This is a genomic window from Paraburkholderia sp. RL17-383-BIF-A, from assembly GCF_046028015.1.
Classification (GTDB): Bacteria; Pseudomonadota; Gammaproteobacteria; order Burkholderiales; family Burkholderiaceae; genus Paraburkholderia.
The window spans coordinates 1-17,146 of the sequence record NZ_JARESR010000027.1; the positions used below are offsets into that span (position 1 = coordinate 1).

The 17,146-nt window shown below is 63.7% G+C and carries 16 protein-coding genes; 10 read left to right on the forward strand and 6 right to left on the reverse strand.

Features of this window, described 5'->3' with window-relative positions; all coding sequences use genetic code 11:
* Window positions 1-344 precede the first annotated feature (344 nt).
* From P0D71_RS25930 to P0D71_RS25950, 5 genes are all read left to right on the forward strand, one after another.
* Window positions 345-2,168: a PAS domain-containing sensor histidine kinase gene (locus P0D71_RS25930; RefSeq protein WP_091808864.1), complete on the forward strand. Its 1,824-nt coding sequence runs from the start codon at window positions 345-347 to the stop codon at window positions 2,166-2,168.
* Window positions 2,158-2,856, forward strand: a complete 699-nt coding sequence (locus tag P0D71_RS25935) for a response regulator transcription factor (protein WP_408482767.1) — start codon at window positions 2,158-2,160, stop codon at window positions 2,854-2,856. Before P0D71_RS25930 ends, P0D71_RS25935 begins: the two co-directional genes overlap by 11 nt.
* A 342-nt stretch (window positions 2,857-3,198) precedes the next feature.
* Window positions 3,199-4,155, forward strand: a complete 957-nt coding sequence (locus P0D71_RS25940; RefSeq protein WP_408482769.1) for a helix-turn-helix domain-containing protein — start codon at window positions 3,199-3,201, stop codon at window positions 4,153-4,155.
* Window positions 4,142-4,330, forward strand: a complete 189-nt coding sequence (locus P0D71_RS25945; protein WP_408184870.1) for a hypothetical protein — start codon at window positions 4,142-4,144, stop codon at window positions 4,328-4,330. Before P0D71_RS25940 ends, P0D71_RS25945 begins: the two co-directional genes overlap by 14 nt.
* A 155-nt stretch (window positions 4,331-4,485) precedes the next feature.
* Window positions 4,486-4,899 carry a DUF3331 domain-containing protein gene (locus P0D71_RS25950; RefSeq protein ID WP_091808862.1) on the forward strand — a complete coding sequence of 138 codons (414 nt, stop codon included), beginning with the start codon at window positions 4,486-4,488 and terminating at the stop codon, window positions 4,897-4,899.
* Window positions 4,900-5,085: 186 nt separating this feature from the next.
* On the opposite strand, the gene P0D71_RS25955 is transcribed toward P0D71_RS25950, so the two are convergent.
* From P0D71_RS25955 to P0D71_RS25965, 3 genes are read right to left on the reverse strand one after another with little or no spacing between them, the layout of a single operon-like run.
* Entirely contained in the window at window positions 5,086-6,075 is a 990-nt protein-coding gene (locus P0D71_RS25955; RefSeq protein ID WP_408482771.1) for a cytochrome d ubiquinol oxidase subunit II, read from the reverse strand.
* 25 nt (window positions 6,076-6,100) lie between these two features.
* The gene (locus P0D71_RS25960) at window positions 6,101-7,498 is read right to left on the reverse strand and encodes a cytochrome ubiquinol oxidase subunit I (RefSeq protein WP_091803327.1); all 1,398 of its coding nucleotides are present in this window, start codon (window positions 7,496-7,498) and stop codon (window positions 6,101-6,103) included.
* Window positions 7,488-9,836 (reverse strand): FdhF/YdeP family oxidoreductase, encoded by a 2,349-nt coding sequence (locus tag P0D71_RS25965; protein ID WP_091803324.1) that lies wholly within the window; start codon window positions 9,834-9,836, stop codon window positions 7,488-7,490. The genes P0D71_RS25960 and P0D71_RS25965 overlap by 11 nt, the downstream gene beginning before the upstream one ends.
* Window positions 9,837-10,159: 323 nt before the next feature.
* Between P0D71_RS25965 and P0D71_RS25970 the strand changes: the two genes are divergently transcribed.
* On the forward strand, window positions 10,160-10,630 hold the full coding sequence (locus P0D71_RS25970) for a hypothetical protein (protein WP_408184867.1): 471 nt from the start codon (window positions 10,160-10,162) through the stop codon (window positions 10,628-10,630).
* A gap of 94 nt (window positions 10,631-10,724) precedes the next feature.
* Here P0D71_RS25970 and P0D71_RS25975 read toward each other — a convergent pair whose 3' ends face one another.
* Both P0D71_RS25975 and P0D71_RS25980 read right to left on the reverse strand, forming a co-directional pair.
* Window positions 10,725-10,982: a hypothetical protein gene (locus P0D71_RS25975; protein WP_408184866.1), complete on the reverse strand. Its 258-nt coding sequence runs from the start codon at window positions 10,980-10,982 to the stop codon at window positions 10,725-10,727.
* A 50-nt stretch (window positions 10,983-11,032) separates the two neighbouring features.
* On the reverse strand, window positions 11,033-11,446 hold the full coding sequence (locus P0D71_RS25980; protein WP_408184865.1) for a hypothetical protein: 414 nt from the start codon (window positions 11,444-11,446) through the stop codon (window positions 11,033-11,035).
* Window positions 11,447-11,914: 468 nt separating this feature from the next.
* Between P0D71_RS25980 and P0D71_RS25985 the strand changes: the two genes are divergently transcribed.
* The 3 genes from P0D71_RS25985 (at window position 11,915) to P0D71_RS25995 (ending at window position 14,586) form a co-directional block, all read left to right on the forward strand.
* Window positions 11,915-13,420, forward strand: a complete 1,506-nt coding sequence (locus tag P0D71_RS25985; RefSeq protein WP_091803311.1) for an ATP-binding protein — start codon at window positions 11,915-11,917, stop codon at window positions 13,418-13,420.
* Window positions 13,421-13,508: 88 nt separating this feature from the next.
* Window positions 13,509-14,135 carry a response regulator transcription factor gene (locus P0D71_RS25990; protein ID WP_408184863.1) on the forward strand — a complete coding sequence of 209 codons (627 nt, stop codon included), beginning with the start codon at window positions 13,509-13,511 and terminating at the stop codon, window positions 14,133-14,135.
* 13 nt (window positions 14,136-14,148) lie between these two features.
* Complete coding sequence (locus P0D71_RS25995; RefSeq protein ID WP_286162100.1) at window positions 14,149-14,586, forward strand: response regulator transcription factor; 438 nt, start codon at window positions 14,149-14,151, stop codon at window positions 14,584-14,586.
* 52 nt (window positions 14,587-14,638) lie between these two features.
* Here P0D71_RS25995 and P0D71_RS26000 read toward each other — a convergent pair whose 3' ends face one another.
* Window positions 14,639-16,108: an ATP-binding protein gene (locus P0D71_RS26000; protein WP_408482773.1), complete on the reverse strand. Its 1,470-nt coding sequence runs from the start codon at window positions 16,106-16,108 to the stop codon at window positions 14,639-14,641.
* A gap of 354 nt (window positions 16,109-16,462) precedes the next feature.
* Here P0D71_RS26000 and P0D71_RS26005 point away from each other — a divergent pair, with 354 nt between their 5' ends.
* On the forward strand, window positions 16,463-17,143 hold the full coding sequence (locus P0D71_RS26005) for a response regulator transcription factor (RefSeq protein WP_091803302.1): 681 nt from the start codon (window positions 16,463-16,465) through the stop codon (window positions 17,141-17,143).
* Window positions 17,144-17,146 lie beyond the last annotated feature (3 nt).

The window sequence follows — 17,146 nt, forward strand, 5'->3', positions numbered from 1 at the left end:
CCCCCCCCGGGGGGCCCCCCCCCCCCCCCCCCCCCGCCGCCTCAACACCCGTGCGACGGGGCTTTCAGCCCGAACGCACGGATCTGTCACGACCACGTTTTTGGAAGGTTTAAGGAAAAATAAGTACCGCCATTGACGCGGGCTCGCGCATGATCTATTTCAGATAGAAAGCTACCGCTCGCCGGTAGGTCTGACAGTCATGTGTGTTGACAGCCCAGCTGGCTGTCAAACTGACGGGCAGGCTGCCGGTATTCGTCCACGCATGCCCGTTTCGAACACCATGTACACGCCTACCTCTTCTGTTGCGCGCCGTTGCCGTGCGGCGGCCCGCTGATCCGGCCGTCATGAAGGCTTGCCGCCGCGCTCTCCCCACGGTGCCGCTCGACGCCCATGTCGCGACGATGCTGGCCGCCGCCATCGCGCTCGCCGTGTTCGTGATCGACGCGCTGACGCCGCTCGATATCGCAATCGCCGTCTTGTACGTCGTGGTCGTACTGCTGATCGCTTCGACCGGCAACCGCTCGTTCACGGTCACGACCGCCTGGGGTTGCGTCGTGCTGACGCTGCTGGGCTTCGTCATGTCGCACGACGAGGCCTACTCGAGCGGCGCGGTCGCGCGCTGCGCGGTAAGCCTGCTGGCGATCGCCACCACGTCGATGCTGGCGTTGAGGAACCAGGCCGCGACCACCACGTTGCGGGAGCAGGTGGAACTGCTCAACCTCGCGCACGACGCGATCGTCGTGCACGACATGAACGACCGCATCACCTTCTGGAATCACGGCGCCCAGGCGCTGTACGGCTGGACCGCGCAGCAGGCCATCGGGCAATCGCTGCAGGAAATGACGCAGACGGTCTTTCCCGTCCCCTATGACGAGATTCGCGCCGAGTTGCTGCGCTCGAACCGCTGGGTGGGCGAACTCACGCGCGTGCGGCACGACGGCAGTGTCGTCGTGATTTCGAGCCGCGCCGCGCTGTGGCGCGACGAGAAGGGCAACCCGCGCGCGGTGCTGGCGACCAACAACGACATTACCGGGCGCAAGCGGGCGGAGCAGGCGCTCGAGCGCAGCGAGGCCTTTTTGCGCGACGCGCAACGGCTGAGCAACACCGGCAGCATCGCCGTGCGCTTTCCGGACGGCGAGACCTGGTGGTCCGACGAGGCCTACCGCATCTTCGACTACCCGCGCGATACCGTGCCATCGATCGACGCCATGCTCGCGCGCACGCATCCCGATGATCTCGCGCTGGTGCGTGGCGGATTCGAACAGGCCGCTGGCGGCGAAACGCGGGTCGATATCGAGCACCGGCTGGTCATGCCGGACGGCAGCGTCAAGTATGTTCACTACGTTGCCCGTCTCGCGACCCGGCAGCCGGGCTACAGCGAGTATGTCGGCGCGCTGATGGATATCACCGGGGCCCGGCGCGCCCAGGAAGCGCTCGCCCGTTCCAACGACGAACTCGCTCACGCGACGCGGATCACCATGCTCGGCGAGCTGGCCGCTTCCATCGCGCACGAGGTCACTCAGCCCATCGCGGCGATCATGACATCCGGCGGCGCGGCGCTGCGCTGGCTGAACCGTCCGGCGCCGGAAATCAACGAAACGGCGCAGTCCATCGCGCAGATGATCCGCGACGCGAAACGCGCGGACGAGGTGATCCAGCGCATCCGCGCGATGGCGAGAAAGCGCGACCGTCTGCCGGCGACGGTGGATCTGGACGGGATCGTCGGCGAGTCGATCGAACTGGTGCGGCGCGAACTCGATCGTCATCGTATCGAGTTGCACGTCGACCTCGCGGTGCCGCCGCTGACCGCCTACTGCGATCGAGTGCAACTGCAGCAGATCCTCATCAATCTCATCATGAACGCCGTACAGGCGATGGCGGAGGTGGCCGGGCCGCGCAAGCTGCTGATCGCCACGCGCCGCTTCGACGACGAGCGGGCCGAGGTGATGGTGCAGGACTCGGGCACGGGCATCAGCGAAGAAAACGCCGGCCGTTTGTTCAATACGTTCTTTACGACCAAGGACGATGGCATGGGTATGGGACTGTCGATCTGCCGTTCGATCGTCGAGGCGCACGGCGGCCTCATCTGGGCCGAATCGCCGCAAGCGGGCGGCGCGGTGCTGAAGTTCGTTCTGCCCGTCGATGAAGGGAGAAGTCATGAGCAGTGATCCGCACAGCGATGTGAGCGCCGATGCCGGCACTCACGCAATCAGCTCGATGGTATACGTGGTCGACGATGACGAGTCGATGCGCGACGCCGTCAGGAATCTGTTGCGCTCGGTCGGGCTGAGTGTCGAAACCTTTGGCTCCGCGCAGGAGTTTCTCGCTTTCGACATGCCGGACGTGCCGAGCTGCCTGATCCTCGACGTGCGTCTGAAAGGACAAAGCGGGCTCGCGGTGCAGGAGCAGATCGCGGCGAGCGAGTTGGGTCTGCCGATCGTCTTCATGACCGCGCACGGCGACATTGCCATGACGGTCAAGGCGATGAAGGCCGGCGCCAAGGATTTTCTGGCCAAACCGTTTCGCGATCAGGACATGCTGGACGCCGTCGCGCATGCACTGGCGAGCGACGAGGAACGCCGCGCGGCGAGGCGCTCCGTGGCGGACCTGCGCCGCTGCTACGAATCGTTGACGTCGCGCGAACGCGAAGTCATGGCATTCGTCGCCGCCGGTCTGATGAACAAGCAGATTGCGGGCGAGCTGAATCTGAGCGAGATCACCGTCAAGATTCATCGCGGTCAGGCCATGCGCAAGATGGGCGCGCGCTCGCTCGCCGATTTCGTGTTGAAGGCGGAGGCGCTCGGCATCAAGCCGCCGCAAGGCATGGCCACGCCGGCGCGCAGTTCGCGCAGTTGAGCGCCGCCGTGCGCGACGGCGCAGTTTGTGCGTAGAGTCCGCGACCCTCGGGCTAGCGGACTCATACGCAGGTATAGGTAGTTCACCGCTTCTGTTCAGGGAAGCACGGCCGTTCCAACCCATTCTCACACGCGCCCGGCGCTTGCGCCCGCGAGGCGCGGCGTAGCGCTGCCTGCGCGGTTCGCAGCGCGACTAAACCTGAATATGAAACGACCCAACCATTGGTCATTTCAGGCAACCGTATGTAGGGCTGGTTGGGCCCACCGCCGTGCGATACCTTGGAGTCCATGCAGCGCCGCTCTCACCGGGCACTGTCACATCACTTACTCGGATGACCCGATCATGATCAGTTCGTCGATGTCGTATCCCGAAACCGCAACGGATGTCGTGCGCAGGACGCTGGTGAGCCGGGTCGGCACGGAGCATCAATGGCGCTGTCCCACCGACGAGGATACCGGCGCGCATGAGCGCGGCAACATCCTCGTGTCGCGTTGGACCCGTCACGACACGCAGCCGATCGCGGTCGTCAATCCTGGCAGCGTCGCGCACCATTGCGTGGCGATGAATCTCAAATGCACGTCGCTGACGTTCTCCCATGCCGAGCGTACGCTCGTGCGCGGCAGAGTGACCGCGGGCGCCGTGCAGATCACCGCACCGGAGGTGGCGTGCCGCGCCGTGTTCGAGTCGCCCGCCGATGTGCTGCATCTGTTCGTGTCGCAGCAGGTGCTGGGTGAATGTTTCGAAGACACGTTCGGCCGGCCGCACGCGGGCGACATCCGTATCGACGATCCCAGGCTCGTGCGCGATCCCGCGCTCGAACGTCTTGGACAGGCGCTCGCCGTTTCGCAATCCGAAGACGCCGCGCTCGGCAAGGTCTTCACCGACAGCGTGAGCCTCGCGATCGTGTCGCGCGTGATCGCACGGCACTTCACCGTGACCGGGCGGCAGACGCGCGAGGCAAGCGCCTTGCCGGCATGGCGGCTTAGCCGCGCGATCGAATTCGTCGAAGCGCATCTTGCCGAACCGATCGGTCTCGCCGATATCGCCAACAGCACGGGGCTCACGCGGATGCACTTCGCCTCGCAGTTTCGTCGCGCGACCGGCATGCGTCCGCACGACTACCTGTTGCGTCGCCGGATCGAACATGCACAGACGCTTTTGCGCGAGACGAAATACAACGTGCTCGACGTCGCATTGAGTTGCGGCTTCCGTTCGCAGGCTCACTTCACGACGGTGTTCAAACGCATTGTTGGAGAAACGCCTTACTGCTGGAGGATGAAAGCGAATGTCGATCGGTAAACAGATTCACGCGTTTCTGGAAGTGAGCGAGACATTCCTGCGGCAGCCCGCGGTCGCGATGATGAGCGACGCAGGGTCGCCGCCGAGCGGCGCGCGTGCCTCGCATGACGACAGCGTGTTGCGGGTTGGCGCATTGCTCGTTCAGCAGGAAACGGGCAACAGGCAACAAGGGTAATGGCGGAAATGGTGGTCGAGGCCGCGGCGTCATGCCGGCATATCGACCGGGTGGTGCCCGAGCGCATGCGGATGCGTTGATCGGCCCACAGCGCCGGCAATTCCGGCCGGACCGTCCCGATGATCAATGGGTTTATCTGAAACAGGAGTGCAATCATGCTGATGAAAGCGAGTTTCACCGATCCGTGGCTGCAGACCATTGGGTTGTTGTCTGTCCTGTCCGGCAATACGGACGCTGCGGCCTTCGACGTAGCCACGGTGGCGGCTCACGATGGGCGCAAAGAGGCGCATTTGCCGGTGATGGGCGAGCGCTTCGAGGTTCAGGTGCAAGTGATCGACCGCCCGTCGCAATCCACCGCCACGGTGGTGTGGCGCGACCCGACGCATTGCTCGTATGGCGACCAGGTCTGGCACGCCAGCCGTGCACGGGTGGCCGGCATTTGTGCGGTGAGCGGGCGGGCGATTCGTCCGGGCGATGCGATCTATAAGCCCCGGCCTTGCAGGCCGGCACCGCTCAATGTCGGGGCGATGATTCTGGAGCGAGTGGTCAATGAGGCGGTTCTGGATTGATCGGGGAATGTATGCGGCAGGAAGGGAAAGAAAAAGGCGCGAATCGGATTCGCGCCTTTTTGTTGGCTCAGCAGCGCAGGAGAGTGTCCGGGAGATTTACAACAACCCGTTACGACAACCCGCTACAACAACCCGCTACAACAACCCGCTACGACAACCTCCGCCGCCCTCGCGGAGGCCCGCCCATTATTCGCCGGAATGTGCCTCGCCAATCACCTTTCCGCGGAAGATGTAGTACTGGTACAGGTTATAGCCGATCATCACCGGAAAGATCAGGCCGATGCCGATCAGCATGAACACCAGCGTGGAGGTATCGGAGGCAGCCTCGACAATCCCCAGCTTGCCCGGAACGAAGTCCGGGAACAGGCTGACAGCCAGCCCGACGAACGACAACACGAACAACGCAACCGAGGCGCGAAACGGCCCACGCGCACTGCCGAGATAGAGCGACCCCATGATGTAGGCGAAGGCAAGAGCCGAGGCGAGCCCCAGCGCAGCCAGCAGATGAAACACGCCGTGCTGCGTCCACCGATCCTGTCCGACCTCGCTGATGAACCACGTCGCCGCCGTGAGCACGACGGCCGCGGCCACCGTGACAAACGCGCTCAGCAAGGCGAGGCGGCGCGACCATTGCTCGATCGAACCTACGGTCTTCTTCACGAGGTAGGTGGACCCGAGCAGCGTGTAACCCGCCACCACGCCGATAGCGGTCACGGCGATGAACACGCCGCTCATGTCACCCGGAATCAGGCCGGTGATCACCTTGCCGAGTATCACGCCCTGGGCGATCGCGGCGACCAGGCTGCCGATGCCGAACACCTTGTCCCAGGCCGGACCGTGCGACACGCTGTGACGGAATTCGATCGCGGCGCCGCGCATGATCAAGCCGGCAATCAACAGCATTACCGGTAAATACAAGTCCTGCAGAAGCAGCGCATACGCGGCGGGGAAGGCGCCGAACAGGGCGCCGCCGAGCACGACGAGCCATGTTTCGTTGGCGTCCCAGACGTGGCCGATGCTCTGCACCATCACGTCGTGATCTTCGCGGCGCTTGCGCAGCAGGCTGAGTATGCCCACGCCGAGATCGAAGCCGTCGGTGACGACATAGAACACCAGCATCAGGCCGATCAGGCCGAACCAGGTGATGGCGAGCATCGTGTGAGTGGAGCTGTCCATGAGATGTCCTTGCAACGGGAATGGTTTAGTACTCGGTGACGGTCGCCGCCGCTTCGGCCTTGATGGCCGCAGGCGGGTTCAGCGTGAGGTCGGGGCCGGCGCGCAGCCAGTTGCGCGCGAGCACGAAGAAGGTGCCGAGCAACACGACGTAGAAGCAGAAGAACATCACCATGCTGAGCGTCACCGACGAGGCCGCCACGGTCGACACGGCATCTTTCGTGCGCAGCAAGCCGTACACGACCCACGGCTGCCGTCCCACTTCGCGCACGATCCAGCCGGCTTCGACCGCGACATAGGGCAGCGGAATGCACAGCACCCAGGCGAACAGCAGCTTGCGTTGTTCGAGCAGCCGTTCGAGATTGCCGCGTGTTTTGCGCAACACGTACGCGGTCCAGAAGGCCAGCACCATGAAAGCGAAACCGATACCCGCCATCACGCGGAACGCGTAATACAGCAGCGGCAGCATTGGCGGCTGGTCGGCCGGCGCGAAGTCGCTGAGGCCTTTGACCTCGCCGTGCAGCGTATGGGTGGCGAGAATGCTCAACATGCCGGGCACTTCGATCGACCAGTCATTGCGTTGCGCTTTCTGGTCCGGCCAGGCGAGCAGCGACCACGAGGCAGCGGTGCCGGGCTGGTTGGTGGTCCAGTGTCCTTCGATTGCGGCGCCTTTGGCCGGTTGCGTTTCGAACACGCTGCCGCCGCTCGAATCGCCGAGCCAGATCTGCAGCGGCGCGGCGACTACGAGCACGAGCAAAGCGATCCTGAACGAGCGCGCGAAGAACTCCGGATTGCGGCGCTTGAACAGGTTCCACGCGGAAATGCCGGCGATCACGAACATGCCCGTTTCGATCGCCGCGACCCACATGTGCGTGACGCCCCACACCATATCCGGATTGAAGATCGCCGCGGCATAGTCGGTCACGATGATCTTGCCGTTCTCCACCGTCACGCCCGCCGGCGTCTGCATCCACGAATTGGCGACCATGATCCAGAAGGCCGAGATGCTGGAGCCGAGCGCGACCATCGAGGTGGCGAACAGATGCACCGCGCGCGGCACGCGGCCCCAGCCGAGCAGCATCACGCCGATGAAGCCGGCTTCGAGCATGAAGGCCATCGCGCCTTCAAAGCCGAGAATATTGCCGAAGAACTGTCCGCTATAACGCGAAAAGCCGGCCCAGTTGGTGCCGAACTGAAACTCCATCGGAATGCCGCTGACCACGCCCACCGCGAAATTCAGCACCAGCAGCTTGCTCCAGAAGCGCGCGTGCCGGTAATAGCCGACGTTGCCGGTGCGCAGCCACAGCACTTCGATCAGAACGAGGAAGGCCGACAGACTGATGGTCAGAATCGGCCACAGAATGTGAAAAATGGCTGTCATCGCGAACTGGGCGCGAGACAGATCGAGGACGTCACTAAGATGCATGATGGGCTCCCGCAGCGCCGATAATCGCCGCCTGATGAGTGGAGTCGGGACCGACCGCCGCGGCGCGCGCGATCTTCACCGGGACGGATTTGTACGACGGGGTGCGGCTTTTCGGATCGAACGCGTACAGCGGCACGAGCGGATTGGCCTCCGGGTAATACGCGCCGCAGCAGCCGTCGGGCAGCGAATAGTCGATCACCTTGAAGCTGCGGATCACGCGCTCGATTCCATCGGTGGACAGCGCGTACACATCCACCCGGTCGCCCGGATGCAGGTTGCGTTTCTGCAATTCACGCGTGTTCATGAAAATCACGTCGCGTTGGCCGAACACGCCGCGGTAACGGTCCGAGTGCGAGTAGAGCGTGGTGTTGTACTGGTCGTGGCTGCGCATGGTGGTGAGCCACAGCGCGTCGGGATCGTTGTGAACCGGGTTTTCGTCGAGTCCCTTGAAGACGAGGAAATTCGCGCGGCCAGTCGGCGTGGCCCAGACGCGTTCGCGCGCGCTCGAAGCGAGATGGAAGCCACCCGGCACGCGAATCCGTTCGTTGTACGCCTGGAAGATCGGGTAGACGATCTCGATCTTGTCGCGAATGCGGTCGTAGCTCGCCACGAGGTGTTCCCAATCCACGTGGGAGTGCGCGCCGAGCGTGGCACGCGCAATGCCCGCGACGATCGCCGGCTCGCTCTTCAGATGCGGGGAGGCGGGCTCGTTGCGGCCGCCGGAAGCATGCACCATCGACATCGAATCTTCGACGGTGATCGACTGTGGACCGTCCGCCTGGATGTCGATCTCGGTGCGGCCGAGGCACGGCAGAATCAACGCGTCCTTGCCGTGCACGAGGTGGCTGCGATTGAGTTTGGTGGCGATGTGCACCGTCAGGTCCAGCTTGCGCATCGCCGCCTGCACGCGGATCCAGTCGGGCACCGCGGCGGCGAAATTGCCGCCTAGCGCCATGAACACTTTGGCGTCGCCGCGCATCATCGACTCGATCGCGGCGATCACGTCATGGCCGTGCGCCGCGGGCGGCCGGAAGCCGAAGGCCCGTTCGATCCCGTCGATCAATGCCGGCGAAGGCTTCTCCGTGATGCCGACGGTGCGGTTGCCCTGCACGTTCGAGTGTCCGCGCACCGGGCACACGCCCGCGCCGGGCCGGCCCACATTGCCGCGCAGCAGCGCCAGGTTGGCGATCTGCTGGACATTTTCGGTGCCGCGGTGATGCTGCGTGAGCCCCATGCCGTACACGAGGATCACGTTTTTGGCCTTCATGTAAATGTCGGCGGCGTTCTGGATGTCGTCGCGAGACAACCCGCTTTGCTGCGTGATCGCCTCCCAGCGGGTGGCGCGCAGATCGGCGACCAGGTCCGCCAGACCGTGCGTATGTCCTTCGATGAACTCGATATCGAGCACGCGCGGCGCATCGGCGGCGAGCGCCGCGTCGTCCGCCTCGATCACGGCTTTCATCATGCCTTTGAGCACGGCGACGTCGCCGCCCACGCGCACCTGATACAGAAACGAGCTGATCTGCGTGAAGCCCAGCGTGGCCATTTCCAGCGGATTCTGCGGCGACGCGAAGCGCTCCAGCGCGCGCTCGCGGAACGGATTGAACGAGACGATTTTCGCGCCGCGCCGCGAGGCGCTGTGCAGATCGCTCATCATGCGCGGGCTGTTGGTGCCGGGATTCTGACCGAAGATGAAAATCGCGTCGGCTTCCTCGAAATCCTCGAGCAGCACCGTGCCCTTGCCGACGCCGATCGATTCCGGAAGGCCGACACTGGTCGCCTCGTGGCACATGTTCGAGCAGTCGGGGAAGTTGTTCGTGCCGAACTCGCGCACGAAGATCTGGTACAGAAACGCGGCTTCGTTGGACGCTCGTCCCGACGTGTAGAAGTCGGCCTGATCGGGGCTATCCAGGCCGTTCAGATGCCGCGCGATCAGCGCGAAGGCATCGTCCCATTCGATCGGCAGATAACGATCGGAGGCTGCGTCGTAGGCCATGGGGTGGGTCAGGCGGCCGGCCATTTCGAGGTCGTAGTCGTCCCACGCGGCCAGCTCCGAGACGCTGTGCGCGGCAAAAAAGCCGGGTGTGCAGCGATTCGCGGTGGCTTCCCACGCCACCGCCTTGGCGCCGTTTTCGCAGAACTCGAACGACGACGTGTGCTTCGGATCCGGCCACGCGCAGCCCGGGCAGTCGAAGCCTTCCGGCTGGTTCATCCGCAACAGCGTCTTCGCGCCGGACACCGCTACGCCTTGCAGCGCGAGCGCTTCGCCGGTTGCCTTCAGCGCACCCCAGCCGCCCGCAGGCTCGCTGTAGATGCGGATTGTCTTTCGTTTGGACATGGCCGTTTCCAGGTGTTTCGTTGAGGGACATGAAGTGGAAGGATGGGCCGCGCCCGCACTGGGATCTTGTTTAAATGCCCGTCTGTTTCGGATTCGCACGCCGGATACGGTGTGGGCCGGCGGCGCCAGGGCGGCATGGCGGCACGCGCCGTGCATTTTCGAAAGCTCGCAGGCGTTCTGAAAAGATCGGCGCAGTGGCGCGGCGAATAATGGTTTCCACCCGGCGAGGCCACGCGAAGTCCGCGCAGCGGCGCCGCATTCCTTGCGACTCATTCGCTGCGACTCAATCCACGCCGATACCTGGGCACCACCGGAGCATCGAGATGCGCTATCTGAACGAATCACACCGCGACACGAGCGGCACCGATCTGATGTTTGTGCCGGCCGCCGAGCGCGCCGACGCCATGGACTGGCGCGCTCAGGTTTTGGCTCCGGTCGAACCCGCCGCGCTCGGGCGCTGGACGCGCCGGGTCGTTGTCGCGACCGCGGTCTGGTCGGTTTTCGAATTGCCGTTCGAGATCTGGGTCAGCCTGTCCACGCGCGATGCGGCTGCGTGCGTCATCGCCAAATTGCTGTGGGTCGCGCTGGTGGGCTTTGTTCTGTCCGGCAGCCGGATGGCGCGGATCGTCTACGCGTTCCTTTGCACGATCGGCCTGATGGCGGTGGCCTTCGGGCTGCCGGTCGAATATCGCGTGTTTCCGCTGGGATTCGTGCTGTCTTCGGTGGAGTGCCTGCTGAAAGCGACCGCCTTTGTATGCATCGTGTCGGCCGGGGTGTATCCCGACGAGGAATGATCGGGCAGGCGCCGCTTGCGGCGCTTGCTTGCGTTTCCTTCGCTTCTTTTTTCGTTTTTTTTTGTGCTTCCCGCGTAGCGCGTGTTGCGGCGGCTCAGGCCACGCGCGCGCTATTCAATGCCGAGAGCGCGCGCGTCATCGCATAGGCGCTGTGCACCGCGGTTTCGAATGCGCGCTCGTCGGCGAGGCGTCTTCCGTCGACCGCGACGACCCACCGTGCGCCGTCGTGCTCGCACACCAGGCGCCGATCGGCCATCAGATCCGCATACCAGCGCCAGATTTTCGGGTCCGCGATGGTGGCCGCCGGTTTGACACTGGAGGGCACGGCGGGTCGCTGCGATGGGTTGATCATGGAGTACCTCCGATGATTGGCGAGTGGTCGGACGAGAGGGAACGTTTCGGTCACGTCCAGTTCTTCCAGTTTTCGATCGTGCGGTAGTCATCGTGCGCGTTGCTCTTCCGGCGTGGCGTGCTCAGCCTCGCAAAGCCGTTGCCGGCCTCAGCCTTCCCATTGCGCGTATCGCCACTGATGCGTCGGTCTTGCGGCACGGTCCGCTCGGCATGCCGCGGCAATGGAAGCGGTAACGACTGCTCGGTCTGCCGCAGCGCTCGCGATGACGAGGCGGCCGCGTTGCCCGCCGCGACGGCAAACCGTTCGAGCGGCAACTGGGTGTCGAGGTCGGTCTGGTCGAGCGTCTGCACGATGCCGAGCGTGGGCGGCGGATTCACCGCGCCCCAGGCCGCGAGCGCGACACACACGACGGCGGCTGCATAGCCGTAAGCGGGGCGAAACCGGAAGGCTTTCTCGGTGCGCATGACGTGTTCTCCGGGCGCCGGCCGCGAAGGGCTGCGCAACTGAATCGGGTGAGGGAAGACTGACGGGGCCCAGTATCGTGGTCCGGGCGGCCTCGATCTTTCGCCGCAGCACGGTTGCTTGCCGATTCGCACGCAGGAGGCGGCGTAGGCGCGTCATGCCTTGCCTGGCGGGCAAAGCCGGCCGGATAGGCCGGCCCGGCCCGGCGCATGACGCAGTCATACGTTGGTGTGATACGGGACGCGCTCCGCGGACCCGGCAATTGCGCCGCAGACCGCCACCAGCCGGGACTGGGCCCGCTGGTGGCAGGCACTGGCGGCCCGCCTCATATCCCTATGGATAATAGTTTCAGATGACTTTCCCATTTAGTATGGGTTCGACGACGCAAGCTTTGCACTGAGTGCGTTGGTGCAACAGGCGAAATCGCCATAGCGTGCCTGTCCCGCTAATCAACCAGGCGTGAGTGCAGCATGATCAAGATCGGTCGAGTCATAGTGTCGCTGGAAATGCGTGAGGTGTACCTGGAGAATCGATTGCTTCAGGTCGGCTCGCGCGCATTCGATATTCTCGAATTGCTGATCCGCGCGGCAGGCAAAACGGTGACGAAAGACGAAATTCTTCGGCATGTCTGGCCGGACTCGGTGGTGGAGGAAAACAATATCCACGTGCAGTTGTCGTCGCTCAGGAAGATTTTCGGCGCCGATAGCCAGGTGATTCGCACGATCTCCGGCCGCGGCTACCGCCTGACCATTCCGGCCGAACCGTCCGGGCCGGCCGACGTGCACGGCGCCGTTGCGGCGAGGCACGCAGAAGCGGCTCGCTGGAGCAGCTTGCCGGTCTGCCACACGCCCCTGATCGGCCGTGACGCGGCCATTGTCGACATCGCCCGCGCGCTGAAGGGAACGCCGATCGTCACGTTGCTCGGCTCGGGCGGCATCGGCAAAACGCAGCTCGGCATTGCGGTGGCGAAGTCGATTGCGGATATCTCGGACATGGACGTGTGTTTCATCACGCTCGCCTCGGTGCAGAACGCCCAGGCCGCGATCAACACCGTCGCCGACGCGCTCGGTGTGGTGCGCGCGGACGCCGACTTGCCGCTTCAGTCGCTGGTCGCCGCGATTCGCGGCCGCAAGCTGCTGGTGCTGCTGGATAACTGCGAACATGTGATCGAGTCGGCGGCCACCATTTGCGAACTGCTGGTGCAGGCCAGCGCGGATCTGCGCATTCTGGCCACGAGCCGTGAGCCGCTGCGCACGCGCGACGAGAAGTTCTACTGGGTCGCGCCGCTCGACACGCCCGAAGCGGGCGCAAGTTCCCAGGCGATTCTCTGCTGCGCGTCGGTGCGCATGTTCCTCACGCAGATGAACGCGCTCAACGCTGCGGTCGATAGCGACCGCAGCAGCCTCGAGATGGTCGCGACGATCTGCCGCCGGCTCGACGGCGTGCCGCTCGCGCTCGAACTGGCGGCGGCCCGCGCAGCGGTGTTCGGCATCCGCAAGCTGGTTGCCGAACTCGACGACCGTTTCCAGTCGCTCACGGGTGGCCGCCGAACCGCGCCGCCGCGCCAGCAGACGCTGGAGGCCGCGCTCGACTGGAGCTATCAGCTGCTCAGCACGACGGAGCGCCTGGTGCTGCACCGGCTAGGCGTGTTCCCGGCCCGCTTTTCGCTCGAAGCCGCGTGTGCCGTCGCCGCCTGCGCACGACTGCCGTGCAACGAAGTGACGGAGGCGATTGTCGGCCTTGCTTCGAAGTGCTTTCTCATGACGACTTTCGACAGCAAGACCAAAGAGTATTTCCTGCTGGAGACGACCCGTGAATATGCGTTGCGCAAGCTGCACGAATCGGACGAGGCAGACGCAGTGTTGAGCAGACGGGCGGCCTACCTCGCGCCCGCTTACGAGCAGCCATATGGTCGCGTGTTCGGCGCGGCGGCGCTCGGCGGCAAGCTGGCGATGGAAGCCGTTGCCTCGCGATGAGATCGGTATTGACCGCGTTTCGCAGAGCCGTTGGTCGCGTCGGGCCTCATGTACGATGACGGCGCTCGAATTTTTTGTGGACTCTGCAATGCCTGTTCCTTCGGAACTCGAACCGATGGTGTATGTGATTGACGATGAGGAAACGGTGCGTGACGCGCTAGTGCGCCTGTTGCGTTCGGCAGGCTTCAATGCGCAAGGTTTTGCGTCGCCCGCCGAGGTGTTGTCGCAAGCATTTCCGCACGTGCCGATGTGCATTCTGCTGGACATGAACCTGAAAAGCACGAATGGCTTCGACGTGCAAAGCCAACTCGCGCAACAGGGCGTACAGGTGCCCGTTATTTTCCTGACCGGCTACGGATCGATTCCAATGTCGGTGCGCGCGATCAAGGCGGGTGCGCATGAATTCCTCACCAAGCCGATCGACGACGAGGAGCTGCTCGAAGCAGTGCGGCGAGCGTTGGCGGAAGACGAGGCCAACCTCGCGGAGCGCGCGTTCCATGCGGATGTGCTGCAACGTGCCGCCGCGTTGACGCCGCGCGAAATGGACGTATTCGAACTGGCGGTGGAAGGCAGGATGATCAAGCAGATGGCACATGAACTCGGCACGCAGGAAGTGACGGTGAAAGTGCACAAACGGCGAGTGATGAGCAAGATGCAGGCAAAGACGCTCATCGAACTCGCCAGAATGTGGGAAGTGATACGCCGCACGCGCTGAGCCTCCTGAAGCAGTGAATATCGCGCCGGATATTTTTTTCTGTGATTACGTCGGCGCAATTGGAGTATTGGCAGCTATGAGCTTTGTTTGCATCGTCGACGATGACGCATCGGTACGAAGTGGTGTCGGAAACCTGCTGAAAGCGGTGGGTTATACGGCTGTGACGTTTTCGTCGGGAGAGGAATTCCTTGCTTCTCCGGAGGTTGACGATGCGCTGTGTGTCCTGCTCGATGTCAGGATGCAGGGCATGCCAGGCCTCGAAGTGCAACGCCAACTGAACGCGGAGGGCAGAAATATCCCGGTGGTATTCATGTCCGCGCATGGCGACGACGTGACCGTGGCGCGCGCGCTGCGGCACGGCGCCATCAGCTTCCTGCGCAAACCGTTCGCGGAAGAAGTGCTGCTCGATTCGATCGAGCTGGCCATTGGACGCAGGAACGGCGCGGCCTGAGCGCAAGCGTGCGCATCGCGTTCGTTCAACGGTCCGGGATCGCGAGACGCGATCAGCCGTAGCGCGCGGCGGGTGCATCCATCGCGTCCCCCGCGGCGCCGCGCGTGCGGGCATAGTGTTCGTGCCAGCGCTCGACGGTTTCGCTCTCGCCGGCCTCGGCCAGCATCTGCAGCGCGTAGGCCCGGGTCGTTTCGAGCAGGTGATAGCTCATGGCCGAACCGCGCGGCCCGAACATGAGCAGCGACTTCGAGACGAGACCGGCGATCGCTTCGGTCACGTCGTCGACGGAGAGGTCTTCGCATGCGGCAATCGCACACGCCTCACCGAGATGGAAGCTGCCGCGAAACACGCCGAGTCGGCGCAACACGGTGCGCTCGCGCTTGCACAGAAACTGACTGCTCCAGTCGAGCGCCGCCTTCAAGGTTTGCTGGCGTGCCGGCGCGGTGCGCAGTCCGCCGGTGAGCACGCGAAAGCGATTGTCGAGTTGCGCGACCAGTTCGCCGATACCCAGCGCGGTGACTCGGGCCGCGGCCAGTTCCAGCGCGAGCGGCACGCCGTCCAGCCGCCGGCAGATCGTGCCGATCAGGTTGAGGCTTTCGCTGTCGGGGCGAAAGTGCGGATCACGCGCGCGGGTTCGCGCAATGAACATGTGGACCGCGCTGTAGTTGAGAATGTCTTCAGGCGCGACGTCTTCGCGGGGCACCTCGAGCGGCGCCACCCAGTAAATCTGTTCGATGCGGGTTCGCAAGGGCTCGCGGCTCGTTGCGAGGATCCTGAGATTGGGATTGACCTCGATGAGTTGCTCGCAGATGGTCGCGGCCTCCTGAATCACATGCTCGCAATTGTCCAGTACGAGCAGCAGCTCGCGTGCGCCGATGGCTTGAATCAGGTGCTCAGGCGTGGTCTCGGCCTGTGTGGCATGCAATCCCAGTGCCTCGGCGATTGCGCTCAAGGTCGCCTCCGGGTGTTCGACGACCGAAAGATTGACGAAGCGGACCGCCTCGAACGACGCTATCTGGCAGCGCGCCACTTCCAGCCCCAACTGTGTTTTACCGATGCCGCCGGTGCCGACCAGCGTCACGAGCGGCGCGGAATCGAGCGCGGCGATCACGTCCGCGAGTGCCTGCTCGCGCCCGATCAGCGGGGTGCAGCAGTGCGGCACGTTGTGCGCGGCGGGGCGCTCGTCGAGGCGCGGCGGGTCGGCAGACGCTTCGTCCGTCGAGGTGCCTGCGTCGTGTGTACGGATCAGGCGATAGCCGCGGCCCGGTATGGTCTTGATGAGGTCCTTGTCTTCGCCGAGCAACTTCCGCAGCGCGGAAATATGCACCTGCAGATTGCTTTCCTCCACCACCGTTTCCGGCCACACCTGCTGGAACAGCGCCTCTTTGCTGACCAGCCGCCCGCTCGCGTTGATCAGCACTTCGAGAATATCGAACGCGCGCGCGCCGACGCGCAATGGCCGGCCTTCCAGATAAAGCTGCCGAAGCTCTGGCGAAACGTCGACTCGTCCGATCTTTATCATGACCATTCCGCTTGGGGTTTCGTGATTGCACATCCAGGCAATGGAGACGATCTTATGAGCAGCGCGATCTCCTCAGGATGGGGAAATCATTAACGATAGTTAACGCTGCAGTTCGGAAAGCCTGAAGGCGCGCAAGACGCGGGTGATTCGAAGGTGATTCGCAGGTGATTCGCAGTTGATAACCGTGACTCTACCGGCGCCAGTTTGCGGAAAGATTAAAAAAATTTAATGGCATCCGTAAATCGGATGTCGCGCTTTTCGCGGATAATCGGCCGATTGGCGGGTAATTCGCCCGAGGGCATGCTGTTGCCCCCGGCGGTGCATCAAATGACGATGGGAAGGCGCGAGCGTTAAATGAAAATCTTGCTCGTCGAAGACAACGAACAGGTTGCGGGATTTCTGAAAAAAGGCCTCGTCGAGGAAGGCCACGTGATCGATTCGGCCGACAACGGCCGGGACGGCATGTTTCTCGCCGCCAGCGAAACCTATGACGCCATCATCATGGATCGCATGTTGCCAGGCGGGATCGACGGCCTGGGGATCATCACGGCCTTGCGCGCGACCGGCAACCGGGTGCCTATCCTGATCGTGAGCGCGCTGGACGACGTCGACGAAAGGATTCGCGGCCTGAAGGCGGGCGGTGACGATTATGTGGTCAAGCCGTTTGCATTCGGCGAAGTGCTGGCGCGGCTCGATGCGCTGACCCGTCGCGCGCATGAAAGCTACGCGGAGACGACCCTGAAGGTCGGCGATCTCTCGATCGATCTGCTCTCGCGCAAGGTGGCGCGCGCCGGCAAGCCGATCTTGCTGAAGCCGCGCGAGTTCAAGCTGCTGGAGTACCTGATGCGCCACGCCGACCAGGTCGTCACGCGCACCATGCTGCTCGAAAATATCTGGGATTATCACTTCGATCCGCAAACGAACGTCATCGACGTTCACGTAAGCAAATTACGCCACAAGATCGACGCGGGCTTCGAGCGGTCCTTGCTGAGGACGGTTCGCAGCGCCGGCTACATGCTGACGGCGAACGAATAGCGC